Genomic DNA, 26,973 nt, shown 5'->3' with positions numbered 1-26,973 from the left:
GAATCGATAGGTCCCAATCTATGAAATGCACTCAGCTTTCCCTGGTGAGCCTGGCCGTGGCCAGCGCCTTCACCGCCCCTTCCGTTCTGGCAGAGGAAGCCGAACCTCAACATCGACAGGCCACCGAAGTAATGGTGGTGTCCGGTTCTCGCTTGGAGCAGAGCCTGGACAGCGTTGCCGGCTCCGTGGTGGTGATCGACGAGGAAGCGATCCAGCGCAACATGAGCACCGACTTCTCCTCCCTGTTCCGCAACGAAGCGGCGGTGGACGTGAAAGGCGGTGCCGGTAAGCCCACCTCCGTGACCATCCGTGGAATCGGTGGTAACCGGGTGATGATGGTTAAGGACGGCGTACGGGTGAACAACCAGTACTCCTCTCCGCTGGGTCCCGGTGCTGAGGGCACCGGTCGTGGTCTGATCGAGGTGGAAGGCCTGAAACAGGTTGAGGTGGTCAAGGCGGCCGCATCCACTATGTATGGCTCCGACGCCTTGGGTGGCGTGGTGGTGATGAACACCAAGGACGCCTCCGACTACCTGATGGGTGAAACCGGCTACTTCTCTGCCAACGCCGGCTACACCGGTCTGAACAACGAGTACACCGCCGGCTTTACCCTGGCCCACGCCTTTGGCGATTTCGAGCACCTGGTCAGCTACCAGCGTCGCGAGGGTGAGGAGCAGCAGAACTACGATGAGACCCTGCCGGATTCCGATCTGACTACCGACAGCCTGTTGGTGAAGTCCAAGTACTACATCAACGACACCTCCAACATCCAGCTGACCCTGGACTACCTCAACCAGCAGCTGGACCGCTGGGAGCAGGACTGGAACAGCACCGGCAACAACATGCGTTCCATCGATTACGATCGTCAGACCGAGGTGTTCAACGGCTCACTGCGCTACCGCTCTGATAAAGCCACCGTGGCGCATGACGCCATGGACATCACCCTCTACTACGGCATGACCGATCAGACTGAGCACCGCGATTACTACTGGGGTGAGCAGGGCACCATCGGCCGTGACAAGTACGAGGTGCGCGACTACGAGTTCACCGAAGAGCGCTACGGCCTGGCCAGTACCTTCAGCAAGTTCATCGGCAGCGATAACTACGGCCACAACATCACCTACGGTGTGGATGTTGAGCAATCCGAGATGAGCCGTCCCCGTGACTACCAGGTGCTGAACAACGGCATGTGGCAGCCCAGCGACACCGATCTGTTCGCCTTTGCCGATACCGAATCCCTGCGTGTCGGTGGTTTCATCCAGGACGACATCCTGCTGATGGACGGCAAGCTGAACCTGGTGGCCGGCCTGCGTTACGACTACTACCGCAACACCCCGGATCAGCAGCAGGCTGCCGACGCCGGTCGCGATCCCGCCAACTTTGAGCAGATGAGCGAAGGCTTCTGGTCACCGAAAATCGGCATGGTGTACCACATGAGCGACGACGTCAGCGTCTACGCCCAGTACGCCTACGGCCACATGATGCCCACCGCTGACGTGAAATGGGGCGAGCTGGAGATCAAAGACGGCGCCATGCCGCTGGTGAAGGTCCTGCCCAACTACGATCTTAAGTCCGAGCAGAGCAACACCCTGGAGATCGGTGTCCGTGGTAACCACCGTGATACCAGCTATGAGCTGACTGGCTTCTACACCCAGGTTGAAGACTTCATCGATTGGGAATTCGTCGGCATGACCGGTGTGGGTAAGCCGGACTCCCTGGAGTACCGCTACATCAACCGTAAAGAGGTGACCCTGTACGGCTTCGAAGCCCAGGCCAGCCACTGGTTCAGCAACAACTTCCAGGTGTTCGGTAACATCGCCTACACCCACGGCGAAGATGAGAACGGCGACTACCTCAACACCGTCAGCCCCACCAAGGGCACCGTCGGCGCCAACTACTACACCGAGCTGGCCGGTCGCAGCGCCGATATGGGCCTGGCGGTACGCTTTGCCGACAAGATGGATCGCACCACCGATCTGGACGTGGTTCCGGGCAACGACTTCTACAACCGCGTTTACACCACCGCCGGCTACGCCCTGGTGGACCTGACCGCCAACATGGAGCTGACCCAGAACCTGTCCCTGCGTGCGGGCGTGTTCAACCTGTTTGACAAGGAATACATCGATTACGCCGATGTGGCTGGTCAAGCCCAAGCCCTGCTGGAAGCCGCCGGTACCGTTGAGTCCGACCTGACCCAACCGGGCCGCTACTTCAACGTCAGCGTGAAACTGGCCTTCTGATCGAGTCGGGGGGCCTCGCCCCCCGCTGTATTCTCCAAGATTGAAACGAGATCAACATGAAAAAATTGGTTCTGGCTTCCGCCGTAGGCCTGCTGCTGGCGGGCTGTAACAGCAACAACCCCAACGACAACCCCACTGGCCCGGAGTTTCCGGACGCCGGTGAGGTAGCCCCGGTAAAGAAGGGCCTCTATATCGCCTCTGAGCTCAAGCCTAACTGCGGCATCCCGGGCATCAAGTACGTATTCCAGGACGAGGCCGGCGCCGTGATCGGTGAGCCGCGCTACACCGACGAGCAGGGCTTCATTGATCTGGACGTGAAGCTGCCGCTGACCGCCAAGTACGTTACCTATCTGTATGCCCCGGAAGTGGACTACGCCCACTGGGACGCCTCCACCTTTGAACTGGCGATGTTCGCTGGTGAAGGCATCGCCTCCAAGGTGAAGCTGCAGTGGATCGACGAAGCCGCCTACACCCAGTGTGGTGCCATCGAAGGCAAGACCACCGAGCTTGGCCTGAGCAACGTCTCTGCCGCCGACAGCCTTAATGCCAACCACTTCGCCCTGCTGGATGACAGCCAGGACACTCTGACCCTGGCCCACAACGGTCCGGTGATGGTGGCGGGTTACCAAAACGACAAGCTGGTGGGCACTCAACTGATCGACAGCCGTGAGCTGGAAAGCGGTGAGATGGTTGAGGTGGCGCTGGACAGTGATGCCGAGCAAGTTTGGCTTCATGACACTCTGGAGGGCACGTTGCCGGCGGCCGCCATTCAGCTGCAGTACGCCAACTACCCGACCCGCATGGCCATCGATACCCCCAGCACCGAGGATCTCAATCCGATGGTGAACCTGGTCAATGCAATTGAAAACGGTGGCATCAACCTGGCCAGCTTCGAGCACGTAGTTGAGAACGACTTCTTTGCTCAGCGTGTAGCTCAGATGGCGGGCGAGCTGCTGGCTCTCAACAACAACTTCGAGTTTGCGGAAGACGGTTGGGATTTCAATGTCATCGGTATCCCTACCGGGTACACGGAAGGGGTGACCTACCCGTTCATGATGAACAAGATCTACTGCGGCCATAACCTGGGCAACATTCTGCAGTCCTACCAGGATCTGGTCGACCGCTTCCCGGGCCTGGATATCCCTAACCTGCGCGAGATCATCCATGATGCTACTGATGGCCGACTGGACTTCGAAACCTTCATTGCCATCTCCGGCGTTGTTGATATCACTCCGGAGTGCAACCTGAATGATCTGAGCTACGAGCTGGCGGAGGAAGAGATGCTTGAGACCGGTAAGTTTGCTGCTCACTACAGTGCGCGCTACTTTACCGGCACCGGCAACTTCAACGGCGAGTGTGTGGAGAAGTCCAACTGTAAGTACATCTACCGCAACGTCTACGCTATGGCAGAGCACCTCCAAGCAGATGAAACCGATACCCCCTGGCCGCTGCCTCCGGGTCCCGGTTACAGCCACGGCACCTTCTTCATCCCGGACGTGCCGGAAGAGCTGACCTTCTCCGCCTTGGGCGGCATGATTACCCGTCAGTCTTTTGTGCTGTCTGACCAGCAAGACCCGCAGTTCCTGCACGCCCTGGCTGCCGGCGAAGCCAACCAGCTGATCGCCAACGACCACTGGGTTGAGAAGGAGATCCCGCAGTCTCGTCTGGAGCCGCTGCTGATCCCTGGTGAGCCGCTGAGCGAAGAGGCCTTCGAGGCGCGCTACCAGTCTGAGTACCAGGCGGTAGGTCGCTTTAACTGATGCCTCTGCCGATGCACTGCCGTCGGCGATGAGAGAGCAATCCAAAGCCGGGCTTTTTAGCCCGGCTTTTTTGTGCCCGCAGCCAAGGATGGCGCTGCGCAAATCAACCCAGCCATTGAGTTATCACGTAATCTATCGTGAGGTGGCTCACAAAGGTTGGGGAAATGGGATTCAACCGGTACACTGTGCCGCCATTAGCACCACCACAAATCCCTACTGACTCGCATCAACCGCCCAGGAGAGACGGATGTTCGAACGCAACATGACTATCGCGGACTTTGACCCTGAACTTTGGCAGGCCATGGAAGCCGAGCGCGTGCGCCAGGAAGAGCACATCGAGCTCATCGCTTCCGAGAACTACACCAGCCCCCGTGTACTGGAGGCGCAAGGCTCCCAGCTGACCAACAAGTACGCCGAAGGCTACCCGGAGAAGCGCTACTACGGCGGTTGTGAGTACGTGGACAAATCCGAGCAGCTGGCCATCGATCGTGCCAACGAGCTGTTCGGTTCCAACTACGCCAACGTGCAGCCCCACTCGGGCTCCCAGGCCAATGCCGCTGTGTTCATGGCGCTGCTGCAGCCGGGCGACACCGTGCTGGGCATGAGCCTGGCCCACGGTGGTCACCTGACCCACGGTGCCTCCGTCTCCTTCTCCGGCAAGATCTACAACGCGGTGCAGTACGGCATTAACCCGGACAGCGGCGCCATCGACTACAACGAGGTGCGTGCCCTGGCCAAGGAGCACCAGCCGAAGATGATCATCGCGGGCTTCTCCGCCTACTCCGGCGTCATCGATTGGGCCGAGTTCCGCAAGATCGCCGACGAAGTGGGTGCCTACCTGTTTGTTGATATGGCCCACGTGGCGGGCCTGATCGCCGCCGGTATCTACCCCAACCCGGTGCCCCACGCCCACGTGGTGACCACCACCACCCACAAGACCCTGGGCGGTCCGCGCGGCGGCCTGATCCTGTCCGCCTGCAACGATGAGAGCATCTACAAGAAGCTCAACTCTGCGGTATTCCCCGGTGGCCAGGGTGGCCCGCTGTGTCACGTCATTGCTGCCAAGGCGGTGGCCTTCAAGGAAGCGCTGCAGCCAGAGTTTGTCGACTACCAGAAGCAGGTCGTCACCAACGCCCAGGCGATGGCGGACGTGTTCATCAACCGTGGCTACAAGGTGGTCTCCGGTGGCACCCAGAACCACCTGTTCCTGCTCGACCTGATCGACAAGGACATTACTGGTAAGGACGCCGATGCCGCCCTGGGCCGTGCCAACATCACCGTCAACAAGAACTCCGTGCCCAATGACCCGCGCAGCCCCTTTGTCACCTCCGGTCTGCGCATCGGTACCCCGGCGCTGACCCGTCGTGGCATCGGAGAGGCCCAGGCCCGTGAGCTGACCGGCTGGATCTGCGACATTCTCGACAACTTCGGTGACGAGTCCGTGGTCGAGCGGGTGAAGGCCCAGGTAACCGATCTCTGCGGTCAGTTCCCGGTGTACAAGTAAGCGTCCAAGTGCTTGAGCCAAAAGCCCGCCTCACCGGCGGGCTTTTCGTTACCGGATGCTTACCTAGGCGGGCAAAATTCGCTATTCTTGGCGCCATTCCTACCCCGTCTCAATGGAGAGAGCATGCACTGTCCCTTCTGTGCCGCAACGGACACCAAGGTGATCGATTCCCGCCTGGTGGCGGACGGCCACCAGGTGCGCCGCCGTCGCGAATGTCTGACCTGTCATGAACGCTACACCACCTTCGAGAGCGCCGAACTGGTGATGCCGCGGATCGTCAAGACTGACGGTACTCGCCAACCCTTCGATGAGGAGAAGCTGCGTCGCGGCATGCAGCGGGCACTGGAGAAGCGCCCGGTGGGCACCGAACAGGTGGAGCAGGCGGTCAGCAAGATCAAGTCCGCCCTGCGTGCCACCGGCGAGCGGGAGGTGGGCTCGGAGCTGATGGGCAACCTGGTGATGGAGCAGCTGCTGCACCTGGATAAGGTGGCCTACATCCGCTTCGCCTCGGTCTACCGCGCCTTTGATGACCTGGCCCAGTTCGGGGAAGCGATCGCCAAGCTGGAAAAGCGCTGATGTTCACCCCGGAAGACGCCCGTCATATGGCCCGTGCCGTCGCCCTGGCGGAGCGCGGCCTGCTGACCACCCGACCTAACCCCCGGGTCGGCTGCGTGCTGGTCAAGGACGGTGTGGTGGTGGGCGAGGGTGCCCACCTCAAGGCCGGCGAGCCCCATGCCGAGGTGCATGCCCTGCGCGCCGCCAAAGAGCAGGCTCGGGGCGCCACCGCTTACGTCACGTTGGAACCCTGCAGTCACTTTGGCCGCACCCCCCCTTGCTCCCAGGCCCTGATCGAGGCCGGCGTCGCCAAGGTGATCGCCGCCATGGTGGATCCCAACCCCAAGGTGTCCGGCCGTGGCCTGGCCATGCTGGAGCAGGCTGGGATCGCCACTGCCTCCGGGCTGATGGAGGCTGAAGCCGAAGCCCTCAACCCGGGCTTTATTCACCGGATGAAGACCGGGCTGCCCTACGTCAGACTCAAGCTGGCTGCCAGCCTGGATGGTGGCACCGCCCTGGCCAATGGTGAATCGAAATGGATCACCGGCCCCCAGGCGCGCCAGGATGTGCAGCGCTGGCGGGCGCGCAGCGATGCGCTGATCACCGGCGCCGATACCGTGCTGGCGGACAACCCCAGCATGAATGTACGCCATGGTGAGCTGGGTCATTGGCAATCCCGTATCGACGCCGAGCGTCTGCTGCAGCCGCTGCGGGTGGTGGTGGACGGTCAGGCCCGATTGCGGCCGCCGCTGAAGCTGGTGGAACTGCCGGGTCCGGTGCTGCTGGCCAGTCATACCCCCTACACCACGGCCTGGCCGGAATCGGTTGAGAACTGGCAGGGTCCGAAGCAGGGCGACAAGCTGGATCTTCATGCCCTGCTGGCGGAGTTGGGGCAGCGCGAGATCAACGAGGTCTGGGTCGAGGCCGGCCCCAACCTTTGTGGTGCCTTTATTCAGCAGGGGTTGTGGCAAGAGCTGATACTGTACCAGGCGCCCAAGCTGATGGGGCATCACGCCCGCGGCCTGCTGGCGCTGCCAGAATACGAACAGATGAACCAATTGCCCGAGATTGAAGTCATAGACCTGCGCCGCATTGGCAACGATGTGCGCTGGGTCCTGAAGCCTTTAGAGAGATCCAACTAAGATGTTTACCGGTATCGTGGAGGCAGTGGGCGCACTGCGCAAACTGGAATGGCGCGACGGCGATCTGCGGGTCACCGTGGCCACAGGCGCGCTGCCGCTGGACGATGTCCAGCTGGGCGACAGCATCGCCACCAATGGTGTCTGTCTGACCGTGGTGGCCCTGGGGGCCGACCACTTTATCGCCGACGTCAGTGCCGAAACCCTGTCGCTGACCCGGTTTGGCCACTACGCCGTGGGCCAGCCGGTGAACCTGGAGCGGGCGGTGACCCCTTCCACCCGATTGGGCGGTCACCTGGTCAGCGGCCATGTGGATGGTGTTGCCACCGTGGTGAGCCGCACCGCCCGGGCTCGGGCCGTGGATTTCTGGTTGGAGGCTCCGGCGGCGCTGGGTCGCTACCTGCCCCACAAGGGCTCGGTTACCATCGACGGCATCAGCCTGACCCTCAACGAGGTGGATGGTGCACGCTTTCGTCTGACCATCGTGCCGCACACGGCACAACAGACCACCCTGGAGGCGGCCCAGGCCGGCCAACAGGTGCATATCGAGGTGGACCTGCTGGCCCGCTACCTGGAGAAATTGATGCAGCCTCAGGCCGACACTTCGTCGGGCCTGACGCTGGAAACCCTGGCCCGCAGTGGCTTTGTGAAGTAAAGGAACTGAACAGGATGGCGCTGAACCGCATTGAAGAGATCATCGAGGACATTCGCCAGGGCAAGATGGTGATCCTGATGGACGATGAGGATCGGGAGAACGAGGGCGACCTGATCATGGCCGCCGAGGCGGTGACCCCGGAGGCGATCAACTTTATGGCGACCCACGGTCGCGGCCTGATCTGCCTGCCGATGAGCGCCGAGCGCTGCGACCGGCTGGGCCTGCACCAGATGGTCAGCAACAATACCGAACAGTACGGTACCGCCTTTACCGTCTCCATCGAGGCGGCAGAGGGGGTGACCACCGGGATCTCCGCCGGCGATCGGGCCCGCACTATTCAGGCGGCGGTGGCCAAGGGCGCCGGGCCGCAGGACTTGGTCCAGCCGGGTCACATCTTCCCGTTGCGGGCGATGGATGGCGGGGTGCTTAACCGCGCCGGCCACACCGAAGCCTCGGTGGATCTGGCCCGGTTGGCGGGCTTTGGCTCCGCCGCGGTTATCGTCGAGATCCTCAACGAGGACGGCACCATGGCCCGTCGCCCTCAGCTCGAGGAGTTCGCTGCCAAGCACAACCTCAAGATGGGCACCATTGCCGATCTGATCGAGTACCGCAATCACAACGAGACCACCATCGTGCGGGAGACCCAGTGCACCCTGCCGACCCGCCATGGTGAGTTCCAGTTGACCGCCTACCGCGACACCATCGACAACCAGCTGCACGTGGCGCTGGTGAAGGGTGAGGTCAGCGACAACTGCCTGGTGCGGGTGCACCTGACCGATCCCACCCGGGATCTGCTGCAAGCGACCCTCAACGGCACCCCCAACTGGCCGTTGGACAAGGCGATGGCGCGCATCGCCGAAGAGGGTGGGGTAATGGTTCTGCTGGGTCGTGAACTCAGTACCGAATCACTGCTGGGCCAACTGAAGCGCTTCGCCGCCGAGCAGGCCGGTGAGCAGCTGGCCAGCAAACGGCCGGAAGGCGCGACTCGCACCGTCGGTGTCGGGTCACAGATTTTGGCGGATCTGGGGGTCGGGCGGATGCGTCTGCTGTCGAGCCAGAAACGCTATCACTCCCTCTCAGGCTTCGGCCTGGAGGTCACCGAATACATTGATCAGTAACGGGCAGTCGCTGGGGATTTGAACCCTCCTATTGCAGCGACCCTGTGCTATCATACGGCAACTTTTTTGGGCCCTGCTGGCCCATGTGAAAGAAATGGATAGAGAAATGAAGGTAATCGAAGGCAACATCGAGGCCAAAGGCGCTAAGATCGCTTTGGTGGTATCTCGCTTTAACAGCTTCATCGTGGACAGCCTGCTGGAGGGTGCCGTTGACACCCTTAAGCGCTTTGGCCAGGTGAACGAGGAAGACCTCACTGTGGTGCGGGTACCTGGTGCCTTCGAACTGCCCCTGGCCGCGCGCCGGGTGGCAGCCAGCGGGAAGTACGACGCCATCATTGCGCTGGGCGCAGTGATCCGTGGCGGCACCCCGCATTTCGACTTTGTCGCCGGTGAATGTAACAAAGGACTGGCCCAGGTGATGCTGGAGTTTGATACTCCGGTCTCCTTCGGGGTATTGACCACTGACACTATTGAGCAGGCCATCGAGCGTGCCGGTACCAAAGCTGGTAACAAGGGCGGTGAAGCTGCCCTGGGCGCGCTGGAGATGGTCAATGTCCTAAACCATCTGGCTGACGAAGCCTGATTGGAGAATTGTGTGAAGCCTTCCGAGCGTCGTAAAGCCCGCCAACTGGCGGTGCAGGCCATCTACTCCTGGCAGATGAGCGGCAACGCCATCGCCGACATCGAGCATGAATTTTTGTCCGAGCAGGACACCGACGGCGCAGACGTCGCCTACTTCCGTGAGCTGCTGTCCGGGGTGAGTGCCCAGGCCAGCACCCTGGATGCCAAGCTGAAGCCCAACCTGGCTCGCCTGGTGGAAGAGGTGGACCAACTGGAGCTGGCGATCCTGCGCCTGGGTGCGTTTGAACTGATGCACCGGGATGATGTCCCTTATAAGGTTGCTATTAACGAAGCGATTGAGCTGGCCAAGGTGTTTGGTGCCGAGGAAAGCCACAAGTTCGTTAACGGCGTACTGGATAAGCTGGCGATCTCGATCAACCGCTAAGCGGACAGCGAAGACAAGGAGAGCGGCCACAACATGTGGCCGCATTACGTTATGGGAACTGGTGAATTTTCCATCATTAAGCGCTATTTTACCCGCCCCAATCAGCGCAAGGACGTGATCTGTGGTGTCGGTGACGACGCCGCGGTATTGAAGCTGCCGGAAGGCAATCAGTTACTGGTCTCCACCGATACCTTGGTCTCCGGGGTGCATTTCCTACCGGACATCGAACCGGGGGACTTGGCCTACAAGGCGGTGGCGGTCAACCTGAGTGACCTGGCGGCCATGGGGGCTGAGCCCGCCTGGATGACCCTGGCCATCACCCTGCCTGAGGCGGATGAGGAGTGGCTGGAGGCGTTTTCCGCCAGCCTGTTCGAGATCTGCCAGTACTATGGGCTGGCACTGGTCGGCGGTGACACCACCCGTGGTCCGCTGAGCCTGACCATCACAATGCACGGCCAGGCGCCGGCGGGTCGTATCCTCTATCGAGCCGGCGCCCGGGTCGGCGACTGGCTGTTCGTTACCGGCACCTTAGGTGACAGCGCCGCCGGGTTGATGTGCCTGCAGGATGAGCTGCAGCTGCCATCCCCTCTGCGCCGCCCGCTGGTGAACAAGCACCTGCGGCCCCGGCCCAAGATGCTGGCGGGGCGCGCCCTGCGCAACCTGGCCTCCAGCTGCTTGGACCTGTCCGACGGCCTGGCCACGGATCTGAGCCACATCCTTACCGCCTCCGGTGTGGGCGCGGTGGTGGAGCTGGACCAGATCCCCATCTCCGCCTCGCTGAAAAGCGTGGTGGAGCCGGAGCAGGCGCTGCAACTGGCCCTGGCCGGCGGCGAGGACTACGAGCTGCTGTTTACCGTGCCCGAGGCACAGAAGGGGGCCCTGGCCACCGCCATGTCGGAAGCGGGGACTTCGTACCACTGCATCGGCCAGATCACCAACGGCAGCGGCATCCAGTTTCGTCGAGAGGGCGAGCCGGTGGAGCTGACGTTGTCCGGCTACAACCATTTTAAGGACGCAGTATGAGTCGACTGACCGGGATCCGGATGCGCAATCCGGTGCATTTCCTGGCATTGGGTTTTGGTTTGGGCCTGGCCCCCAAGGCCCCGGGTACCTTTGGTACCCTGGCAGCGTTGCCATTCTTCTGGCTGATGATGGACTGGTCGCTGCCGCTCTACATCGGCACCCTGGTGGTGATGAGCCTGGTGGGGATCTACCTGTGCGGTAAGACCGCCGAGGACATGGGTGAGCATGACCATCCGGCCATCGTCTGGGACGAGGTGGTGGGGATGCTGATCGCCATGATCTGCTTGCCCGCCGGCTGGGTCTGGATCGTCGCCGCCTTTGTCGCCTTCCGCTTCTTCGATATCTTGAAGCCCTGGCCCATCAAGCTGCTTGACCGTCATGTCCACGGTGGCTTTGGCATCATGGTGGATGACATCCTGGCGGGGATCTTCGCCCTCGGGGTGATCCAACTGGCCGCCTATTTCCTGGTGTAATTCACCGGGGTTAAAAAAAGCAGCGCTGAGGCGCTGCTTTTTTGTAGGTGATTAGCCACCACTGGGACTTTCACTGCCCTAGGAGGCAGAGGGGATTCAAGCGGGATGAAACCCCTTTGGGTGTTGTTGGCAAGGCTACAACCACCCAAGAGCGAAGAAGGCCGGCACCAGCAAAGAGGCGGTGATTGCGGTCAGTGCCATTGCCAGGCCGGCAAAGGCGCCGGCTTCCGGGTGCAGCTGAAAGGCGGTGGCGGCGCCTTGACCGTGGGAGGTGGCGCCCAGGGCCAGCCCCACTACCTTGGGATCGGTGACGCCGACCCGGCGCAGCACGCCGCTACCGATAATGCTGCCCAGGTTGCCGGTGATCATCACAAACAGGATGGTCATCGAGGTCATCATGCCGATCTTATCGCTGATCCCCATGGCGACGGGGATGGTCACCGACTTCATGGTCATCGACTGGCTCATCGCCTCGGGCATCCCCAGCGCCTTGCCCAGGTAGGCTGCACCCAGCGCGGTGGCGGAGACGGCAATCACGATACTGGAAAGGATCGGTAGCCACAGCCGCTTCAGTAGCGGCAGCTGTCGATACAGCGGTACCGCCAGCGCCACCGTGGCCGGGCCCAGCAGGAAGTGGATAAACTGGGCGTCCTGGAAGTAGTCCTCGTAGGGGATCTCCAGCAGCAGTAGTAGGCTGATCAGCACCACCATGGCAAAGGTGACGGGATTGAGCAGAGGGTGGTTACCGGCGCGTTGTTGCACCACCTGACCCAGGCAGAACGCCAGCAGGGTGATTACCAGGGCGAAGCCCGGCAGGCTGACAAGAATTTCAAGCATCGTGGTTGTCCTTGCCCCAGCGTTTGGCCAGGGTCATGGCACCGGCGGAGCTGAGCAGGGTGATCAGTGTGGCCAGCAGGATGGCGACGGTGGCGGGCAACCAGGCCTCTTTGATCAGTTCGATGTAGACCATCAGGCCCACCCCGGCGGGCACGAATAGCAGGCCGAGGTAGCGCAGTAAGCCGTCGCTGGCCTGGGTGATCGCCTGCGGCTCCCGGCCGCGAATGACCAGGCCGATAAATAGCAGCAGCATACCGATCACCGAGCCTGGGATCGGCAGGGAGAGGAGCTCGCTTAAGCCCTCCCCCAGCAACCACAGGCCGATCAAGCCGGCAAACCCCAACAACAACTCCATAGCGACTCCCAATCTCACAGCGCGACGGCGCATAGGATGCGTCATTTCGGCAGGATGTCGCGCCCGGCCCAGCGGATTGGGATCATGATCACGCTTTGTCGCCGGGCTCCTCGCTGGCTACCTTGCTAGCTACCTCGTTGGGGCCCTCGGGCTGACTCGGACTTTCGCTCGCTTCCGTTTGTTCCAGCAGGGCCCGGTCGGCCTTGCTGATGTACTTGGGTTTGTTGCTGTGGCGCAGCTTGGCATTGGCCTTCTTCGCCTTTTTCAGCAGGGTTTGTTTGACCTTCTTCTTGCGGTTCATGCCGCTTCCTCGTCGTTAAGCCACAAAAAAGCCCGTCCGGAGACGGGCTGTTGAGCGCGCTGGCCGCTTAGTGGTGGCCGTGGCCGCCGCAGCAGTCGTCGCCCTTGGCGCACTCACCGCTGCCACCGCAGCACTCGTGGTCCGCTTCCTCTTTGCTGCCGCAGCCACCGCCACAGCAACCGCCGGCCGCGTGAACGTGGCCATGAGCCAGCTCCTCTTCGGTGGCAGCGCGCACCTCGGTCACCTCAACCTCGAAATGCAGGGACTGGCCTGCCATCGGGTGGTTACCGTCAACGATTACGTTCTCGTCCTGCACCTCGGTGACTACTACCGGGCGCGGACCGACATCGGTCTCGGCGATAAAGCGCATGCCCGGGACGATATCCTCAACCCCTTCGAAGGCGCTCAGCGGCACTGCCTGCACCAGGCCCTGCTCGTATTCACCATAGGCTTCCGCCGCCTCGACGTCAGCTTTGAAGCTGTCACCAACCTGCTTGCCGGTCAGCTGCTTCTCCAGCCCGGGGATCATGTTTTGCGCGCCATGCAGGTACTGCATCGGCTCGGCGCCAAAGGATTCTTCGAGCAGCTCACCCTCGGCATTGCGCAGACGGTAGTGCAGGGTAACAACGGTATTGGCGTCGATGATCATCCGATAACTCCAAAGGGACTAAAAACCGGCATCTTACGCCGTCGCCGGGTCCGCTGCCACGATCCTGTGGCAAAAATGTGCTCAGGGCAGCCGACAAGCCTGTCGATAGGGGTAGAAGTCCGGGATCCGCTGCTGCCGGATCCCCTCCTGCAGCCCCTGCCAGTAGGCCGGATCCAGCAGGTCCTGGTGGTTCTCCATAAACAGCGCCTTGACCTCCTTCTTACCCAGCAGGAAGTAGCCAAACTCCTCCGGGAACACGTCCATCGGCGCCACCGAGTACCAGGGCTCCGCTGCCCACTCATCCTCCGGAGTGCGGGGCTTGGGGATCGCCCGGAAGTTGCACTCCGTCATGTAGCTGATCTCGTCGTAGTCGTAGAACACCACCCGGCCGTGTCGGGTGACCCCGAAGTTCTTAAACAGCATGTCGCCGGGGAAGATGTTGGCGGTGGCCAGCTGTTTGATCGCGAGCCCGTACTCGTAGATGGCGTGGGCCAGTTGCGGCGGATCGGCCTGCTCCAGGTAGAGGTTGAGCGGGATCATCTTGCGCTCGGCGTAGAGGTGGCGGATCACCACCTGCTCATCGTCGATCTCCAACTCCGAAGGTGCCACCTTCTGCAGCTCCTCCAGCAGCTCCTCGCTGAAGCGCTCGCGGGGGAAGACAAAGTTGGCGAACTCATGGGTATCCGCCATTCGGCCCACCCGGTCGTGCTGTTTCACCAGCTCATACTTCTGTTTGACCTCCTCTTTGGTCATCTCCTTGGGCGGGGTGAAGCGGTCCTTGATCACCTTAAACACGGTATCCATCGAGGGCAGGGTAAACACCGACATCACCATCCCCTTGATGCCGGGGGCGATGACGAACTGATCGTCACTGCGGTCCAGGTGGTGGAGGAAGCGCCGGTAGAATTCGGTCTTGCCGTGTTTCTGGAAGCCGATGGCGGTGTAGAGCTCGGCCCAGCTCTTGTTGGGCAGCAGCTGCTTTAGGTAGCTGACCAGCAGGGAGGGGCGATCCACCGTCACCATAAAGTAGGAGCGGGTAAAGCTGAACACCACCGACAGGTCGTCCTCTTCGGTCAGCACCGCATCGATATAGAGGCCATCCGGGCCGTGGCGGATCGGCAGAACCAGCGGCAGGAAGCCTTGCTGGCCCACCAGTCGGCCCACCAGGTAGGCACCCTTGTTACGATAGAAGATGCTGGTGACCAGCTCCAGGGTATGCAGCTGATGCTCGGCGATCAGTGGCTGCAACCGCTGCCACACCTTCTGGGCATCCTGTTCGATGTCGCTGAAGGGGCGGCCAAAGCGGCTGGGCAGGATGAGCCGGACCAGGCCCTCCGGCCCGTCGTCCAGGGCGGCCACCCGACACAGCTTTTCCGGGGCAAAGGCGGGGCGCGGCGGGGCATCGGTGTGCAGGTAGAGGTGCTGATTGCTCAGGCCGCGGTGACGAAACAGGCGGGAGAACACCGAGTTGAAGAAGGTCTCCGCCAGCTCCGCCTGGGGATGCCCCTGCAGCAGGGCGCTGTAGGCCTGCTTAGTCTGCCGCCACAGCTCGGTGGAGATCACCGGCTTGTCCAGCTGCTGGATCATCAGCCGGACCTGGTCATTGAGCAGCTCGCCGTAGAGCCGCACCCGGGCTTTCTGGGCCGCTTGCACCGCCGGCCAGTCGGCCCGAGCGAAGCGGTCTTTGGCTTCCAGGGTGATGCGGGTGTAGAGGCGGTAGTGTTTATCGAACCCGGCCAGGATCCGGTAGGCCAGCTGCGTTGGGGAACATCCTGTCATGGTCACTCCTGCTGCAATCATCGCAGATGACTCTAACTTACCACTATTTGTCTCAAGGGGCAGGGCGGGACTTGCAACCGGGCGCAAACCCGTTACTCTCCGTGGCCAACGGAGGAAGCGATGGCTGAACTGATTTTTGTACTGGTGTCCCCGCAGCGGGGCGAGAATGTGGGGGCCGCGGCCCGGGCGATGAATACCATGGGCTTCGACCAGCTGCGGGTAGTCGGCTCGGATGTGCACCAATCGGAGCAGGCCAGCTGGGTTGCCCACGGCAGCCAGGAGATCCTGGAGCAGGCCGGCAGCTACCCCGACCTGGCCGCCGCCCTGGCGGACGTCGATCTGGTGCTGGCCACCACCGCCCGCCGTCGCGGCGACAAGCGCCGGCTGCACACCCCGGCAGAGGCGGCCAAGCGGGTCGAGGCACTGGCCGGCTCGGTAAAGCGGGTAGCGTTGGTGTTCGGCTGCGAGGCCTCCGGGCTGTCCAACGCCGACCTGGCCCTGGCGGATCTACTCACCACCATTCCCCTGGCCAACCCCTATCCCTCGCTCAACCTGGGTCAGGCGATCATGCTCTATGCCTACGAGTTCTCCCAGGCCAGCCTGACGGCGGAGAGCGAGGCGGATCCGGATCAGTTCCGCGCTCTGAAGGGGCGCAGCCAGGCGCTGCTTGACCGCTTGGCGGTGGCAGAAGACGACGTACTGCGTCGCTGGCTGGCCGATAGCCTGGGCAGCTTGTCTCAACGGGACGTGTCAATGTTGCATCTGCTTATCGGTGATGTTGAAAACGCGATAAAGGAAAGGCGTTGACTTTGTCAATGAAGTTGGCGACTGTATAACCAGTTGATTCGAGGATTCGTTGTAACACTATGTTGACACTGGTTCGTCACACCCAGATTACCCTGATTACCACCACCGACAGGTTGGGGGCGGGCTGACGGCACCTCGGATTCAAAGAATCCCAAACAACAAGCCCGCTCCCAAAGAGCGGGCTTGTTGTGTTTTGGACGGTAGAAAAAGGTTTTGGTGACAGGGAGTAAGGCATGAAGGTAATGAAGTTTGGCGGTTCGTCACTGGCGGACGGGGAGAAGCTGCAACACGTCGCCACCCTGGTGGCGGAGGCGGCGGCGCAGTTTCCGGTGATGCTGGTGGTGTCCGCTCCCGGTGGCGTGACCAACGCCCTGGAGGCGGCAGCCCAGACTGCCGCTTCAGGGAAGACACCGGACCTTGCCTCGCTGGACCAGCGCCTGGAACAGCTGCAGCAGGCCCTGGCACCGCAGCTGGACCCCGCCGCCCAGGCCACCCTGGCGCAGCAGTTTGCCCAGGAGCGGGCGGAGCTGGCCAACCTGCTGGAGGGGGTCCGACTGCTGAAGCGCTGCCCCGATGCGGTGATGGCCCAGGTACTGGTCACCGGCGAGCGCCTGTCAGTGGCGGCGCTGCATGGTCTGTTTCGCAGTCGCGGTGCCAACGTCGGTGCGCTGGACCCGCGTCACTACTTCCAGGCCCGTGGCCCTCACCTGGAGGCGGAGGTGGCGATCGAGGCCAGCCGGGCCCGTCTGGCCAAGCTGGACCTGGGCGCCCATCGCATCTGGCTGATGCCCGGTTTTACCGCCAGCAACGAGGTCGGCGAGGTGGTGACCCTTGGCCGCAACGGCTCCGACTACTCCGCCGCCTGCCTGGCTGCCTGCCTCTATGCCGACAGCTGTGAGATCTGGACCGACGTGGACGGCGTCTACAACATCGATCCCCGATTGATTGCCGATGCCCAGCTGCTGCCCTCCCTCAGCTACGAGGAGGCGATGGAGCTGTCCTACTTTGGCGCCAAGGTGTTGCACCCCCGCACCATCGCCCCTATCGCCCAGCATCAGTTGCCCTGTCGCATCCGTAATACCCTCAACCCCTCTGCGCCGGGTACCCTGATCCACGCCCGCACCGAGCCCTCCAAGAGCCTGGTAAAGGCGATCAGCCAGCTGGAGGACCAGTGGATGATCAGCGTCTCCGGCCCCGGCATGAAGGGGATGGTGGGGATGGCAGGCCGGGTGTTCAACGCCATTGCCCGGGCGGGGCTGTCGATCTCGCTGATCACCCAAAGCTCCTCCGAGTACTCCATCTCCTTCTGTCTGCCCGCCCAGGACGGGCCCGCTGCCAAGGCCGCACTGGAAGCGGCGTTCGAGCTGGAGCTGAAGCAGTCGCTGCTGGAGCCTATCGCCATCCTTGAGGATCTGGCGATCATGACCCTGATCGGCGACGGCATGCGCACCAAGAAGGGGGTGGCGGCGCGCTTCTTCCGCGCCCTGGCCCAGGCCGGCGCCTCCGCCGTGGCCATCGCCCAGGGCAGCTCCGAGCGGGCGATCTCCGCGGTGATTGCCCAATCTGAAGCCGCCAGCGCATTGCGGCTGTGTCATCAGAACTTCTTCGATACCCGCCACTTTATCGATGTGGTGCTGATCGGCGCCGGCAACGTCGGCGGCGAGCTGGTGCGTCAGATCGAGGCGCAGCAGGCCAGCCTGTCCGAGCAGAACATCGCCATCCGTTTGTGCGGCGTAGCCAACTCCCGCCAGATGCAGTTGGCCGCCGCCGGGCTGCCGCTGGCACAGTGGCGTGACGGCCTGGCCAACCAGGGTGAGGCGCTGGACATGGCCAAGCTGCTGGCCTTTGCCCACGAGGCTAAGCTGGTCAACCCGGTGCTGGTGGATTGCACCGCCGAGCAGAGTCTGGCGGATCGCTACGTGGACGCCCTAGCTGCCGGCTGGCATATCGTTACCCCCAACAAGAAGGCCAACACCGGCAGCCTGGAGTACTACCAGAGCCTGCGAGCAGTTGCCCAGGAGCAGAAGCGCCAGTTCCTGTATGAGACCAACGTCGGTGCCGGCCTGCCGGTAATCGACAACCTGCAGGGGCTGCTGCGCGCTGGCGATCAGCTGCAGGCCTTCTCCGGCATCCTGTCCGGCTCGCTATCCTACATCTTCGGCTTGCTGGAGGAGGGGATCCCGCTGTCCCAGGCCACCTTGCAGGCCAAACAGAAGGGCTTTACCGAGCCGGATCCCCGCGACGACCTGTCCGGCATGGACGTGGCCCGCAAGGTGCTGATCCTGGCCCGGGAGGCGGGGATGGCGCTGGAGCTGGAGCAGATCCAGGTGGAGAGCGTGCTGCCTTCGGGCTTTGATGCCAGCGGTGACGTGGACAGCTTCCTGGCCCGGCTGCCTGAAGCGGATAGCGCCATCGCTGCGCGTATTGCAGCGGCCCGGGATGAGGGCAAGGTGCTGCGCTATGTCGGAAAGATCGGCGGCGATGGTCAGTGCCAGGTGGTGCTGGAGGCGGTCGGGCCTGAGCACCCGCTCTACAGCATCAAGGGCGGTGAGAACGCCCTTGCGTTCTACAGCCGCTACTATCAGCCACTGCCCTTTGTGCTGCGCGGTTATGGTGCCGGTACCGAGGTCACCGCCGCCGGGGTATTTGCCGATATCCTGCGCACCCAGAGCTGGCAACGGGAGGGTTAAGGGATGAGCCAAGCCAAACAACGCGTCAGCGTCTACGCCCCCGCCTCCATGGGTAACGTCAGTGTCGGCTTTGATCTGCTCGGCGCTGCCCTGGCCCCGGTGGATGGCGAGCCGCTGGGGGACCGGGTCCATGTGGAGGCCAGTGACGGACCACTGTCACTGGAGTGTGTCGGCCCCTACGCCGACCTGCTGCCGGGCAACGTGGCGGACAATATCGTGCTGCGCTGCGCCCGCCACTTTCTGCAGCAGCAAGGCAAGCCTGAGCAGGGGCTGGCCCTGACCCTGGAGAAGAACCTGCCCATCGGCAGTGGCCTGGGCAGCAGCGCCAGCTCGGTGGTGGCGGCGCTGGCGGCGGTCAACGCCTTCTTCGACAGCCCATTGTCACCGCAGGAGTTGCTGGTGATGATGGGGGAGCTGGAGGGGCAGATCTCCGGCAGCGTGCATTACGACAACGTCGCGCCCAGCTACCTGGGGGGACTGCAGCTGATGCAGCAGGACGGCGCCCGGGCGTTGCCGGGCTTTAACGCCTGGTATTGGGTGGTGGCCTACCCCGGCATCACCCTGTCCACCGCCAAGATGCGCGCCCTGTTACCGACCGAGTTGCCGCTGGCCACCGCGCTGCGCTTTGGCCAGCAGCTGGCCAGCTTCGTCGATGCCTGCCATCGCCAGGATGAAGCGCAGGCGCTGGCGGTGCTTAAGGACGTGGTGGCTGAGCCCTATCGGGCGGCGCACATCCCTGGCTACCAGGCCGCGCGGGATAAGCTGCAGGCGCTGGGTTGCCCTGCGGTGGGGATCTCCGGTTCCGGCCCCACCCTGTTTGCGGTGGCCGGCGACAAAACACAAGCAGAAGCGGCGGCGCGCTATCTGCAACAACATTATGTATTGAATGCCCGGGGCCTGGTGCGGATCTGCAAATTGGATCCGGTCGGTGTTCAGGTAGAAAGAGGAGCGATGTGATGGAGTGGGTGAATCTGAAGGTGCCGGCAGAGCGACTGAGCTTTGCCGAGGCGGTTCGCCAGGGACTTGGCCAGCAACAGGGGCTGTTCTTCCCAGACCAGATCCCGCAACTGACCCTGGATGCGGCGTTCTGGCAGCAGGACATGCTGGCGCGGGCCGAGCAGGTGATGGGGGCCTGGCTGGCGCCGGAGCTGGGCCAGGAGACGGTCAGTGCACTGGTGCGCGATGCCTTTCGCTTTGCCGCGCCTCTGCAGGCGGTGACTGAGCGCAGCCACTGTCTCGAGCTGTTCCATGGCCCCACCCTGGCGTTTAAGGACTTCGGCGCCCGCTTCCTGGCCCAGTGTCTGAGCCGGTTTGCCGAGGACACGCCGCTGACCATCCTCACCGCCACCTCCGGCGATACCGGCGCCGCGGTGGCGGACGCCTTCTATGGGCTGGATAACATCCAGGTGGTGGTGCTCTACCCCGATGGCGGCATCAGCCCGCTGCAGGAGAAGATGTTCTGCACCCTGGGGGACAACATCCACACCCTGGCGGTGAAAGGCAGCTTCGACGACTGCCAGGCGCTGGTGAAGGGGGCCTTCTCCGACGCACCGCTGAAGCAGCGCTACGGTCTGACCTCGGCCAACTCCATCAACATCGCCCGGCTGCTGGCGCAGATCTGCTACTACTTTGAGGCGCTGGCACAATTGCCGGCCGCGCAGCGCGAGCAGGCGGTGTTCTCGGTGCCCTCCGGTAACTTTGGCAATCTCACCGCCGGCCTGCTGGCCAAGGCGATGGGGGCGCCGATCAAGCGCTTCGTTGCTGCTACCAACGCCAATGACACGGTACCGCGCTACCTGGCCGACGGGGTGTGGTCGCCGATGCCGGTGCACGCCACCCTGTCCAACGCCATGGACGTCACCAGTCCCAATAACTGGCCCCGGGTCGAGGCGTTGTGCCAGCGCCAGGGTTGGCCGCTGAGCACCCTGGCGGCGGAGCGGGTCAGTGAGGCCGAGACCGAGCAGCGGTTGCGTCAGCTCCATCAACAGGGTTACCTGTCAGAGCCCCACGCAGCGGTGGCCAGCGAGGCGCTGGAACGCCAGCTGCAGCCCGGCGAGGTTGGGGTGTTTCTGGGCACCGCTCACCCGGCCAAGTTCCAGGGGGCGGTGGAGCAGGTGCTGGAGATCGAGCTACCGCTGCCGCCGGCGCTGGCCGCGGTGGTCGACAAGCAGGTACTCAGTGAAACCCTGGGAGCTGACGCAGCGGCGTTCGAGGCCTATCTGCATCGTACCGTGTAGTTAAGGGCTGAAAACCGCAAAGGCGCCGATAGGCGCCTTTGTTTTTTGGGTATTTGTCACTCACCGGCGCTGGAAAGTCCCCCACAGAAAAGGGAGAGGGTTCACGCCTTGTGACCCCTAACTATCGACAGAACGGTTTCAATCAGTAGACTTCGACAGAATGCCATGCTGGCAATGACACACAACCAACGAGAGAGCATCCATGTATCAGGATCTAATCAAGGCTGAACTGACTGAAGCAGCAGACGTCCTCAATAAATTCTTGAGCGATGAGCACAACCTCGCCCAGATTGAGGCTGCCGCCAAGCTGATTGCGGATGCCTTCAAGCAGGAGGGCAAGGTGCTGTCTTGCGGTAATGGTGGCTCTCACTGCGATGCGATGCACTTTGCCGAGGAGCTGACCGGCCGCTACCGGGAGAACCGTCCGGGCTACCCGGGGATCGCCATCTCCGATCCCAGCCACCTGTCCTGCGTCAGCAACGACTTCGGCTACGACTTTGTGTTCTCCCGCTACGTTGAGGCGGTGGGCTCCAAGGGCGACGTGCTGTTTGGCCTGTCCACCTCAGGCAACTCCGGCAACATCCTCAACGCCATTGAGGCGGCCAAGAACAAAGGGATGAAGACCATCGCCCTGACCGGCAAGGATGGCGGCAAGATGGCCGGCGTGGCGGACATCGAGATCCGGGTACCGCACTTTGGCTACGCCGATCGCATCCAAGAGATCCACATCAAGATCATCCACATCATCATTCAGCTGATCGAGAAGGAGATGGAGGCCTAAGCGCCATCCTCCGCCAGGATCACAAAGGGCACCCGAGAGGGTGCCCTTTTTCTTGGGTGTTTCCGTGCTCACTGACACTCGAACTGCAACTTGGCCTCGTAGGGCTCCTGCAGGCTGTCATCCAGGCTACCCGCCACGCCAGACAGAAGTCGGCCAACGTCATTGGCGCCCTGGCTGCTGCTTTGCGTCTGCAGACGGTCACCGGCTTGCGAGGCGGCGTTGGCCAGTGCCTTCTGTCGCTCAAACTCCGCCTGGGGCAGGGTGCCCTGGTAGCGGGTCTCCTCGCTGATCACAAACATCGACTGCTGCAGCGAGCGGCAATAGGCCCGCGATTGGTTTAGCGCGTTGCGCATGGACTCTTGCTGATCCCGGTCGTACACGGTGATTTGATGGATGCCGTCCCGGCCCGGTCGGACATCGTCATAGGTCGACACGCAGGCGGTCAGCAGCAGTGAGGCGGCAACAAGAAGGGCGGGCTTGATCATGGATCTCGTTCTAAATCTGGGCAGTAAGGGGCGTGCATGGTAGCTCACCCACACCGCAGTCTGAGCTTGCGCTGCAAGGAGTGTGAGCTGAACCTTAAGCTGAGCTGAACGGCATTCGTAAACTGTGCTGTGGGTGTGTTGCTACACGCCACAGCACAGGGAGACAGGAGCCGGTCATGCCAGGCTCAGCGATGTTCCAGGCTGTAGAGCCACTGGATCTCGTCGGCCCACAGGGTCTCGTCGATGGTCTCCAGCACCATGGGGATCCCCTTCGTGGCCGGGTGGCTCATCAAAAACTGGAACACGTCGCTGCCCAGCTCGCCCTGGTGCAGGCTGTGGTGACGATCCACCCGGCTGCTCAGGGTGGATTTGGAGCCGTTGAGGTGCATCCCCTTGAGGTAGGACAGGCCGACGATGCGATCAAACTCGGCAAAGGTGTGCTGGCAGGCCTCGGTGCTACGCAGATCGTAGCCGGCGGCAAAGGTGTGGCAGGTATCCAGACAGACACCAACCCGGCTCTTGTCTTCCACCCGGTCGATGATCGCCGCCAGTTGCTCGAAGCGGTGGCCCAGGTTGCTGCCCTGTCCGGCGGTGTTCTCGATCACCGCGCTGACCCCTTGGGTCGCCTCCAGCGCCAGGTTGATGGAATCGGCGATGGTGGCCAGGCAGCGGTCTTCATCCACCTTGCGCAGGTGGCTGCCGGGGTGGAAGTTGAGCAGGGTCAAACCCAGCTGCTCGCAGCGCTGCATCTCGTCGATAAAGGCCTCGCGGGAGCGGGCCAGCGCTTCTGGCTCGGGGTGGCCGAGGTTAATCAGGTAGCTGTCGTGGGGCAGGATCTGTTCGGCAGCAAAACCCAGTCGCTCACAATTGGCCCGGAACTTGTCGATGTTGTCGCTAGACAGCGGTTTGGCCTGCCAGCGTCGTTGGTTCTTGGTGAACAGGGCAAAGGCGCGGGCGCCGATCTTAGCGGCGTTGAGGGGGGCGTTCTCGACGCCACCACTGGCGCTGACATGGGCGCCGACAAAGCGGCTGGACTGGGTGTGTGGCATGTTCTCTCCGAACTGGCTTGGCTGGCGCGATGGTACGGTGTCGGTCCTGCCCGGGCAAGCCGGGGAAAGCGATTGCCCGCCCTGGCTTTTCCGCAGCCCGCCGCTTCGCTATGCTGGCGCCAACATCGCCAAAGGAGAACAAGATGCCGGTGCAGAACCAGTGGGGCCCTATCCTGGCCGAGGAGCAAGCCCAGCCCTATTTTCGCCAGATGATGACGCAGCTGGCCCAGTGGCGCAGCGAGGGCCAGCTCATCTATCCCCCTGAGCACCAGGTGTTCGAGGCGTTTCAACGTACTGACTTTGACCAGGTTAAGGTGGTGATCCTGGGCCAGGATCCCTACCACGGCCCTAATCAGGCCCATGGCCTGTGCTTCTCCGTTGCCCCCGGAATCAAGCCGCCGCCATCGCTGGTAAATATCTACAAGGCGCTGGCCCAGGAGTTTCCCGGTTTTGAGTTGCCAGAGCATGGCTACCTGGGCAGCTGGGCCGATCAGGGGGTGTTGCTGCTCAATACGGTGCTGACGGTGGTCGACGGCCAGGCTCATTCTCACGCCAAGCTGGGTTGGGAGCGCTTCACCGATGCGGTGATCGAGGCGGTGAACCGGGAGCGAGAGGGGGTGGTGTTCTTGCTGTGGGGCAGCCATGCCCAGAAGAAAGGCAAGGGGATCGACCGCAGTCGTCATCATGTGCTGGATGCCCCTCACCCCTCGCCGCTGTCGGCCTACCGGGGCTTTTTTGACTGCGGCCACTTTACCCAGACCAACGCCTTGCTGCAGCAGCAGGGCCTGGATCCCATCGATTGGCAACCCCGCCTGCCGCAGTAAGGCATCACCGGCCATTGATGGGGATCAAGGCGTTCGCGCTTTTCTCAGCCCATGCTAACAGTTAAGGTTGAGATAACACTTTACGGACAGAAGGGTGAGCCTATGCTGGCAAGGATCCACACTGATCATGCCCACATCGCTACGTTGCTGGCGCTGTTGGATAACAAAGCGAATCGTCTGGCTTTGGGCCAGGAGGTGAGCCTGCCACTGGTGCGGGATGTGATCGACTACCTGCAGCGCTACGCCGATCATAGCCACCACCCGATGGAGGATATCCTCTACCAGTACTACCTGGAGAAGCAGGGCAAAGGGGCGGAAACGGTGCACCGGCTGGGCCAGGAGCATAAGGTACTGGCGGAATCCACCGACCAGTTGATGGATACCCTCAATATGATCCTCAACGATGCGGTGGTGCCGCGGGAGCGGCTGATTGCCGATCTGCGCGACTTTGCCCACCAGCAACGCCATCACCTGGAGCAGGAGGAGCGTTATGTGCTGCCGGTGCTGGAGCAGGAGCTGACCGAGGCGGACTGGGCCATCCTGCAGCAGAAGGTGGCGACCAAGCTGATCGAAGACCCGCTGTTCAGCGAGGGCAATGACCAGGAGTACGAGGATCTGCGCGCCTACCTGGCGGAGCTGGAGGCGGAAGCCCCCTAGCGGCGCCACTGCGCTGAATTGAAGACAAAAAAACGCCCCGCATTGCGGGGCGTTTCCTTTATCTGTCGCGTTTGGGTGGATGCCTTACTCTTCCAGCATGTCTTCCACGTCGGCGGTGAACTCAAAGCAGAAGTCGATGTCTTCCAGCTCTTTGCGCAACCGTGCCCGTTCTTTCAGTGCTTCAATTTCACGCCATTTGCGCTTCTTGCTGCCCCGTGAGCGGGTCGGTTTCTCCACCACACTTCCTTCCGGTGAACCGTAATCCAGTCTTTCCATAACACATCCCCCCAACGGTTTTTCCTGTTGTCACAATCTAGATATCACAGATGGAAAACACCATGCAATGAAAATGTTGCAACAACGTTACCGGCCGATGGCGATCAGATGTGCCCTTTTCGCAGGCAGGCGATCAGTGCGTTGGTTGAGCTGTCCTGCTGATAGGCGGGGTTTTCCGCCTCGATCTCCGCCAGCACCGCGTTACCCAATACCTTGCCCAGTTCCACCCCCCATTGATCGAAGGAGTTGATCCCCCACAGCGCGCCTTGCACAAAGGTGCGGTGCTCATACAGGGCGATCAGTGCCCCCAGGGTGGCCGGTGTCAGCTGGTCCATCAGCAGGGTGTTGCTGGGGCGGTTGCCCGGCATCACCTTGTGCTTGGCCAGGGTGTCCAGCTCGGTCTCGGACAGGCCCTTACCAGCCAGTTCCGCCTTGGCTTCCTCCAGGGTCTTACCTTGCATCAGGGCCTGGGCCTGGGCCAGGCAGTTGGCAGCCAGCATGTTGTGGTGACGACCCAGCGGATTGTGGCTGTTGAGCGGCAGGATAAAGTCCGCCGGGATCAGGGCGGTGCCCTGGTGCAGCAACTGGTGGTAGGCGTGTTGTCCGTTGGTGCCCTCGCCGCCCCAGATCACCGGGCCGGTGCGGTAATCGACCGGGTTACCCTCTTTGTCCACACCCTTGCCGTTGCTCTCCATATCCAGCTGCTGGACGTAGGCGGGCAGGCCACGCAGGTAGTGGTCGTAGCTGAGGATCACCTGGCTCTGGGCATCGAAGAAGTTGTCGTACCACAGCGCCAGCAAGCCCATTAGCACTGGCATATTCTGTTCCAGCGGGGCCTCACAGAAATGGCGGTCCATCGCTTCGGCACCAGCGAGCAGCTGCTCAAAGTGGTCAAAACCGACCGCCAGGGCGATGGGCAAACCGATGGCGGACCACAGCGAGTAGCGGCCGCCGACCCAATCCCACATCGGGAACACGTTGTCGGCGTCGATGCCAAAGGCCACCGCTGCCGGTACGTTGGAGCTGACCGCGACAAAGTGCTTGGCCACGTCGGCCTGGCTGGCACCGCTGGCCAGGAACCAGTCCCGGGTGCTTTCAGTGTTGGCCAGGGTCTCCTGGGTGGTGAAGGACTTGGAGGACATCACCACCAGGGTGGTGGCCGGGTCGACCTTTTTCAGTTTCTCGGCCAGGGCGGTGCCATCGACGTTGGCAACGTAGTGCATCCGCAGTGGCTTGGCGTAGGGGCGCAGTGCCTCGGTGGCCACCTTGGGGCCAAGGAAGGAGCCACCGATGCCGATGGCGATCACGTCGGTAAAGGCCTGGCCGGTGTAGCCGGTGCGCTCGCCGTTGTGGATCTGCTCAACAAAGCCTTTCATCTTGGCCAGGGTGGCGCGCACTTCCGGCACCACGTTCTCGCCCTCCACCAGGATGCTGTCACGCTGACGATTCCGCAGCGCGGTGTGCAGCACGGCGCGACCTTCGGTGTTGTTGATCGCCTCGCCGGCAAACATGGCGTCGCGCAGCTGGGGCAGGCCTCCCTGCTCGGCCAGGGCCAGCAAGGCATCCAGGGTGGGCTGATCAATGCGGTTCTTGGCGTAGTCCAGCATCAGGCCTGCGGCGCGCACGGTATAGCGCTCGGCACGCTGGGGGTCATCGGCAAAGGCCTGACGAAGCGATTGCTGCTCCAGGCGGGCTCGGCATTGGCTCAGTTGTTGCCAGGCTGGCAGTTGGGTCAATGTGCTCATTGGGGCTTTGTCCATAAAGTAACGCCCG

27 protein-coding genes are annotated in these 26,973 nt (G+C 62.4%); 18 read left to right on the top strand and 9 right to left on the bottom strand.

What is annotated here, in order from left to right; all coding sequences use genetic code 11:
• The first annotated feature begins 20 nt into the window (after nucleotides 1–20).
• The 11 genes from BUC04_RS12215 to BUC04_RS12165 all read left to right on the top strand — a co-directional run bounded on the left by BUC04_RS12215 (nucleotide 21) and on the right by BUC04_RS12165 (nucleotide 11,473).
• Nucleotides 21–2,240, top strand: a complete 2,220-nt coding sequence (locus BUC04_RS12215) for a TonB-dependent hemoglobin/transferrin/lactoferrin family receptor (RefSeq protein ID WP_067664276.1) — start codon at nucleotides 21–23, stop codon at nucleotides 2,238–2,240.
• Between the two features lie 56 nt (nucleotides 2,241–2,296).
• Nucleotides 2,297–4,000 carry a hypothetical protein gene (locus BUC04_RS12210; protein WP_067664274.1) on the top strand — a complete coding sequence of 568 codons (1,704 nt, stop codon included), beginning with the start codon at nucleotides 2,297–2,299 and terminating at the stop codon, nucleotides 3,998–4,000.
• A gap of 247 nt (nucleotides 4,001–4,247) precedes the next feature.
• The gene (glyA, locus tag BUC04_RS12205) at nucleotides 4,248–5,504 is read left to right on the top strand and encodes a serine hydroxymethyltransferase (RefSeq protein WP_067664272.1); all 1,257 of its coding nucleotides are present in this window, start codon (nucleotides 4,248–4,250) and stop codon (nucleotides 5,502–5,504) included.
• 123 nt (nucleotides 5,505–5,627) lie between these two features.
• The gene (gene nrdR, locus BUC04_RS12200) at nucleotides 5,628–6,080 is read left to right on the top strand and encodes a transcriptional regulator NrdR (protein WP_067664270.1); all 453 of its coding nucleotides are present in this window, start codon (nucleotides 5,628–5,630) and stop codon (nucleotides 6,078–6,080) included.
• Nucleotides 6,080–7,201 (top strand): bifunctional diaminohydroxyphosphoribosylaminopyrimidine deaminase/5-amino-6-(5-phosphoribosylamino)uracil reductase RibD, encoded by a 1,122-nt coding sequence (gene ribD / locus BUC04_RS12195; RefSeq protein ID WP_067664269.1) that lies wholly within the window; start codon nucleotides 6,080–6,082, stop codon nucleotides 7,199–7,201. The genes nrdR and ribD overlap by 1 nt, the downstream gene beginning before the upstream one ends.
• Before the next feature lies 1 nt (nucleotide 7,202).
• Nucleotides 7,203–7,853, top strand: coding sequence for a riboflavin synthase (locus tag BUC04_RS12190; RefSeq protein WP_067664267.1), 651 nt, complete (start codon nucleotides 7,203–7,205; stop codon nucleotides 7,851–7,853).
• 14 nt (nucleotides 7,854–7,867) lie between these two features.
• The gene (gene ribBA / locus BUC04_RS12185) at nucleotides 7,868–8,971 is read left to right on the top strand and encodes a bifunctional 3,4-dihydroxy-2-butanone-4-phosphate synthase/GTP cyclohydrolase II (RefSeq protein ID WP_067664265.1); all 1,104 of its coding nucleotides are present in this window, start codon (nucleotides 7,868–7,870) and stop codon (nucleotides 8,969–8,971) included.
• 106 nt (nucleotides 8,972–9,077) lie between these two features.
• The gene (ribH, locus tag BUC04_RS12180) at nucleotides 9,078–9,554 is read left to right on the top strand and encodes a 6,7-dimethyl-8-ribityllumazine synthase (protein WP_067664263.1); all 477 of its coding nucleotides are present in this window, start codon (nucleotides 9,078–9,080) and stop codon (nucleotides 9,552–9,554) included.
• Between the two features lie 12 nt (nucleotides 9,555–9,566).
• Nucleotides 9,567–9,977, top strand: coding sequence for a transcription antitermination factor NusB (gene nusB / locus BUC04_RS12175; RefSeq protein ID WP_067664261.1), 411 nt, complete (start codon nucleotides 9,567–9,569; stop codon nucleotides 9,975–9,977).
• A 33-nt stretch (nucleotides 9,978–10,010) separates the two neighbouring features.
• A complete protein-coding gene (gene thiL / locus BUC04_RS12170; RefSeq protein ID WP_234977387.1) occupies nucleotides 10,011–11,000 on the top strand; it encodes a thiamine-phosphate kinase in 990 nt (329 codons plus the stop codon).
• Nucleotides 10,997–11,473, top strand: coding sequence for a phosphatidylglycerophosphatase A family protein (locus BUC04_RS12165; RefSeq protein ID WP_067664258.1), 477 nt, complete (start codon nucleotides 10,997–10,999; stop codon nucleotides 11,471–11,473). Before thiL ends, BUC04_RS12165 begins: the two co-directional genes overlap by 4 nt.
• A gap of 135 nt (nucleotides 11,474–11,608) precedes the next feature.
• On the opposite strand, the gene BUC04_RS12160 is transcribed toward BUC04_RS12165, so the two are convergent.
• From BUC04_RS12160 to aceK, 5 genes are all read right to left on the bottom strand, one after another.
• Nucleotides 11,609–12,310, bottom strand: coding sequence for an LrgB family protein (locus BUC04_RS12160; RefSeq protein WP_067664255.1), 702 nt, complete (start codon nucleotides 12,308–12,310; stop codon nucleotides 11,609–11,611).
• The gene (locus BUC04_RS12155) at nucleotides 12,303–12,665 is read right to left on the bottom strand and encodes a CidA/LrgA family protein (protein WP_067664254.1); all 363 of its coding nucleotides are present in this window, start codon (nucleotides 12,663–12,665) and stop codon (nucleotides 12,303–12,305) included. The genes BUC04_RS12160 and BUC04_RS12155 overlap by 8 nt, the downstream gene beginning before the upstream one ends.
• Before the next feature lie 88 nt (nucleotides 12,666–12,753).
• Nucleotides 12,754–12,966, bottom strand: coding sequence for a DUF2986 domain-containing protein (locus BUC04_RS12150; protein ID WP_067664252.1), 213 nt, complete (start codon nucleotides 12,964–12,966; stop codon nucleotides 12,754–12,756).
• A 67-nt stretch (nucleotides 12,967–13,033) separates the two neighbouring features.
• The gene (slyD, locus tag BUC04_RS12145; protein ID WP_067664250.1) at nucleotides 13,034–13,615 is read right to left on the bottom strand and encodes a peptidylprolyl isomerase; all 582 of its coding nucleotides are present in this window, start codon (nucleotides 13,613–13,615) and stop codon (nucleotides 13,034–13,036) included.
• A gap of 81 nt (nucleotides 13,616–13,696) precedes the next feature.
• Nucleotides 13,697–15,394, bottom strand: coding sequence for a bifunctional isocitrate dehydrogenase kinase/phosphatase (aceK, locus tag BUC04_RS12140; protein WP_067664248.1), 1,698 nt, complete (start codon nucleotides 15,392–15,394; stop codon nucleotides 13,697–13,699).
• A gap of 120 nt (nucleotides 15,395–15,514) precedes the next feature.
• Here aceK and BUC04_RS12135 point away from each other — a divergent pair, with 120 nt between their 5' ends.
• From BUC04_RS12135 to lpcA, 5 genes are all read left to right on the top strand, one after another.
• Nucleotides 15,515–16,201, top strand: a complete 687-nt coding sequence (locus tag BUC04_RS12135; RefSeq protein ID WP_067664246.1) for a tRNA/rRNA methyltransferase — start codon at nucleotides 15,515–15,517, stop codon at nucleotides 16,199–16,201.
• 233 nt (nucleotides 16,202–16,434) lie between these two features.
• Nucleotides 16,435–18,891, top strand: coding sequence for a bifunctional aspartate kinase/homoserine dehydrogenase I (gene thrA / locus BUC04_RS12130; RefSeq protein WP_067664244.1), 2,457 nt, complete (start codon nucleotides 16,435–16,437; stop codon nucleotides 18,889–18,891).
• Nucleotides 18,892–18,894: 3 nt separating this feature from the next.
• Nucleotides 18,895–19,848 carry a homoserine kinase gene (gene thrB, locus BUC04_RS12125; protein ID WP_067664242.1) on the top strand — a complete coding sequence of 318 codons (954 nt, stop codon included), beginning with the start codon at nucleotides 18,895–18,897 and terminating at the stop codon, nucleotides 19,846–19,848.
• Complete coding sequence (gene thrC / locus BUC04_RS12120; protein WP_067664240.1) at nucleotides 19,848–21,128, top strand: threonine synthase; 1,281 nt, start codon at nucleotides 19,848–19,850, stop codon at nucleotides 21,126–21,128. The genes thrB and thrC overlap by 1 nt, the downstream gene beginning before the upstream one ends.
• A gap of 202 nt (nucleotides 21,129–21,330) precedes the next feature.
• On the top strand, nucleotides 21,331–21,909 hold the full coding sequence (gene lpcA / locus BUC04_RS12115; protein WP_067664238.1) for a D-sedoheptulose 7-phosphate isomerase: 579 nt from the start codon (nucleotides 21,331–21,333) through the stop codon (nucleotides 21,907–21,909).
• Between the two features lie 68 nt (nucleotides 21,910–21,977).
• Here the strand turns inward: lpcA and BUC04_RS12110 are convergent, their stop codons facing one another.
• Both BUC04_RS12110 and nfo read right to left on the bottom strand, forming a co-directional pair.
• A complete protein-coding gene (locus BUC04_RS12110; protein ID WP_067664235.1) occupies nucleotides 21,978–22,394 on the bottom strand; it encodes a hypothetical protein in 417 nt (138 codons plus the stop codon).
• Nucleotides 22,395–22,579: 185 nt separating this feature from the next.
• The gene (gene nfo / locus BUC04_RS12105) at nucleotides 22,580–23,443 is read right to left on the bottom strand and encodes a deoxyribonuclease IV (RefSeq protein WP_067664234.1); all 864 of its coding nucleotides are present in this window, start codon (nucleotides 23,441–23,443) and stop codon (nucleotides 22,580–22,582) included.
• 143 nt (nucleotides 23,444–23,586) lie between these two features.
• On the opposite strand from nfo, the gene ung reads away from it, so the two are divergent.
• Nucleotides 23,587–24,267 carry a uracil-DNA glycosylase gene (ung, locus tag BUC04_RS12100; RefSeq protein ID WP_067664232.1) on the top strand — a complete coding sequence of 227 codons (681 nt, stop codon included), beginning with the start codon at nucleotides 23,587–23,589 and terminating at the stop codon, nucleotides 24,265–24,267.
• Between the two features lie 102 nt (nucleotides 24,268–24,369).
• Entirely contained in the window at nucleotides 24,370–24,924 is a 555-nt protein-coding gene (locus BUC04_RS12095; protein ID WP_067664230.1) for a hemerythrin domain-containing protein, read from the top strand.
• Nucleotides 24,925–25,008: 84 nt separating this feature from the next.
• Here BUC04_RS12095 and BUC04_RS12090 read toward each other — a convergent pair whose 3' ends face one another.
• Together BUC04_RS12090 and pgi are read right to left on the bottom strand one after the other, a co-directional pair.
• Nucleotides 25,009–25,200 carry a DUF3545 family protein gene (locus tag BUC04_RS12090; RefSeq protein WP_067664228.1) on the bottom strand — a complete coding sequence of 64 codons (192 nt, stop codon included), beginning with the start codon at nucleotides 25,198–25,200 and terminating at the stop codon, nucleotides 25,009–25,011.
• A gap of 104 nt (nucleotides 25,201–25,304) precedes the next feature.
• On the bottom strand, nucleotides 25,305–26,945 hold the full coding sequence (pgi, locus tag BUC04_RS12085; protein ID WP_067664226.1) for a glucose-6-phosphate isomerase: 1,641 nt from the start codon (nucleotides 26,943–26,945) through the stop codon (nucleotides 25,305–25,307).
• Nucleotides 26,946–26,973: the final 28 nt, after the last annotated feature.

It is taken from the genome of Ferrimonas marina (assembly GCF_900129905.1).
Lineage (GTDB): Bacteria > Pseudomonadota > Gammaproteobacteria > Enterobacterales > Shewanellaceae > Ferrimonas > Ferrimonas marina.
This window is presented reverse-complemented; position numbering and strand designations above follow the sequence as displayed.

Coding starts and splice junctions, on each gene's coding strand:
- BUC04_RS12215 (WP_067664276.1), top strand. CDS start 21: ATGAAATGCACTCAGCTTTCCCTGGTGAGCCTGGCCGTGGCCAGCGCC.
- BUC04_RS12210 (WP_067664274.1), top strand. CDS start 2,297: ATGAAAAAATTGGTTCTGGCTTCCGCCGTAGGCCTGCTGCTGGCGGGC.
- glyA (WP_067664272.1), top strand. CDS start 4,248: ATGTTCGAACGCAACATGACTATCGCGGACTTTGACCCTGAACTTTGG.
- nrdR (WP_067664270.1), top strand. CDS start 5,628: ATGCACTGTCCCTTCTGTGCCGCAACGGACACCAAGGTGATCGATTCC.
- ribD (WP_067664269.1), top strand. CDS start 6,080: ATGTTCACCCCGGAAGACGCCCGTCATATGGCCCGTGCCGTCGCCCTG.
- BUC04_RS12190 (WP_067664267.1), top strand. CDS start 7,203: ATGTTTACCGGTATCGTGGAGGCAGTGGGCGCACTGCGCAAACTGGAA.
- ribBA (WP_067664265.1), top strand. CDS start 7,868: ATGGCGCTGAACCGCATTGAAGAGATCATCGAGGACATTCGCCAGGGC.
- ribH (WP_067664263.1), top strand. CDS start 9,078: ATGAAGGTAATCGAAGGCAACATCGAGGCCAAAGGCGCTAAGATCGCT.
- thiL (WP_234977387.1), top strand. CDS start 10,011: ATGTGGCCGCATTACGTTATGGGAACTGGTGAATTTTCCATCATTAAG.
- BUC04_RS12165 (WP_067664258.1), top strand. CDS start 10,997: ATGAGTCGACTGACCGGGATCCGGATGCGCAATCCGGTGCATTTCCTG.
- BUC04_RS12160 (WP_067664255.1), bottom strand. CDS start 12,310: ATGCTTGAAATTCTTGTCAGCCTGCCGGGCTTCGCCCTGGTAATCACC.
- BUC04_RS12155 (WP_067664254.1), bottom strand. CDS start 12,665: ATGGAGTTGTTGTTGGGGTTTGCCGGCTTGATCGGCCTGTGGTTGCTG.
- BUC04_RS12150 (WP_067664252.1), bottom strand. CDS start 12,966: ATGAACCGCAAGAAGAAGGTCAAACAAACCCTGCTGAAAAAGGCGAAG.
- slyD (WP_067664250.1), bottom strand. CDS start 13,615: ATGATCATCGACGCCAATACCGTTGTTACCCTGCACTACCGTCTGCGC.
- aceK (WP_067664248.1), bottom strand. CDS start 15,394: ATGACAGGATGTTCCCCAACGCAGCTGGCCTACCGGATCCTGGCCGGG.
- BUC04_RS12135 (WP_067664246.1), top strand. CDS start 15,515: ATGGCTGAACTGATTTTTGTACTGGTGTCCCCGCAGCGGGGCGAGAAT.
- thrA (WP_067664244.1), top strand. CDS start 16,435: ATGAAGGTAATGAAGTTTGGCGGTTCGTCACTGGCGGACGGGGAGAAG.
- thrB (WP_067664242.1), top strand. CDS start 18,895: ATGAGCCAAGCCAAACAACGCGTCAGCGTCTACGCCCCCGCCTCCATG.
- thrC (WP_067664240.1), top strand. CDS start 19,848: ATGGAGTGGGTGAATCTGAAGGTGCCGGCAGAGCGACTGAGCTTTGCC.
- lpcA (WP_067664238.1), top strand. CDS start 21,331: ATGTATCAGGATCTAATCAAGGCTGAACTGACTGAAGCAGCAGACGTC.
- BUC04_RS12110 (WP_067664235.1), bottom strand. CDS start 22,394: ATGATCAAGCCCGCCCTTCTTGTTGCCGCCTCACTGCTGCTGACCGCC.
- nfo (WP_067664234.1), bottom strand. CDS start 23,443: ATGCCACACACCCAGTCCAGCCGCTTTGTCGGCGCCCATGTCAGCGCC.
- ung (WP_067664232.1), top strand. CDS start 23,587: ATGCCGGTGCAGAACCAGTGGGGCCCTATCCTGGCCGAGGAGCAAGCC.
- BUC04_RS12095 (WP_067664230.1), top strand. CDS start 24,370: ATGCTGGCAAGGATCCACACTGATCATGCCCACATCGCTACGTTGCTG.
- BUC04_RS12090 (WP_067664228.1), bottom strand. CDS start 25,200: ATGGAAAGACTGGATTACGGTTCACCGGAAGGAAGTGTGGTGGAGAAA.
- pgi (WP_067664226.1), bottom strand. CDS start 26,945: ATGAGCACATTGACCCAACTGCCAGCCTGGCAACAACTGAGCCAATGC.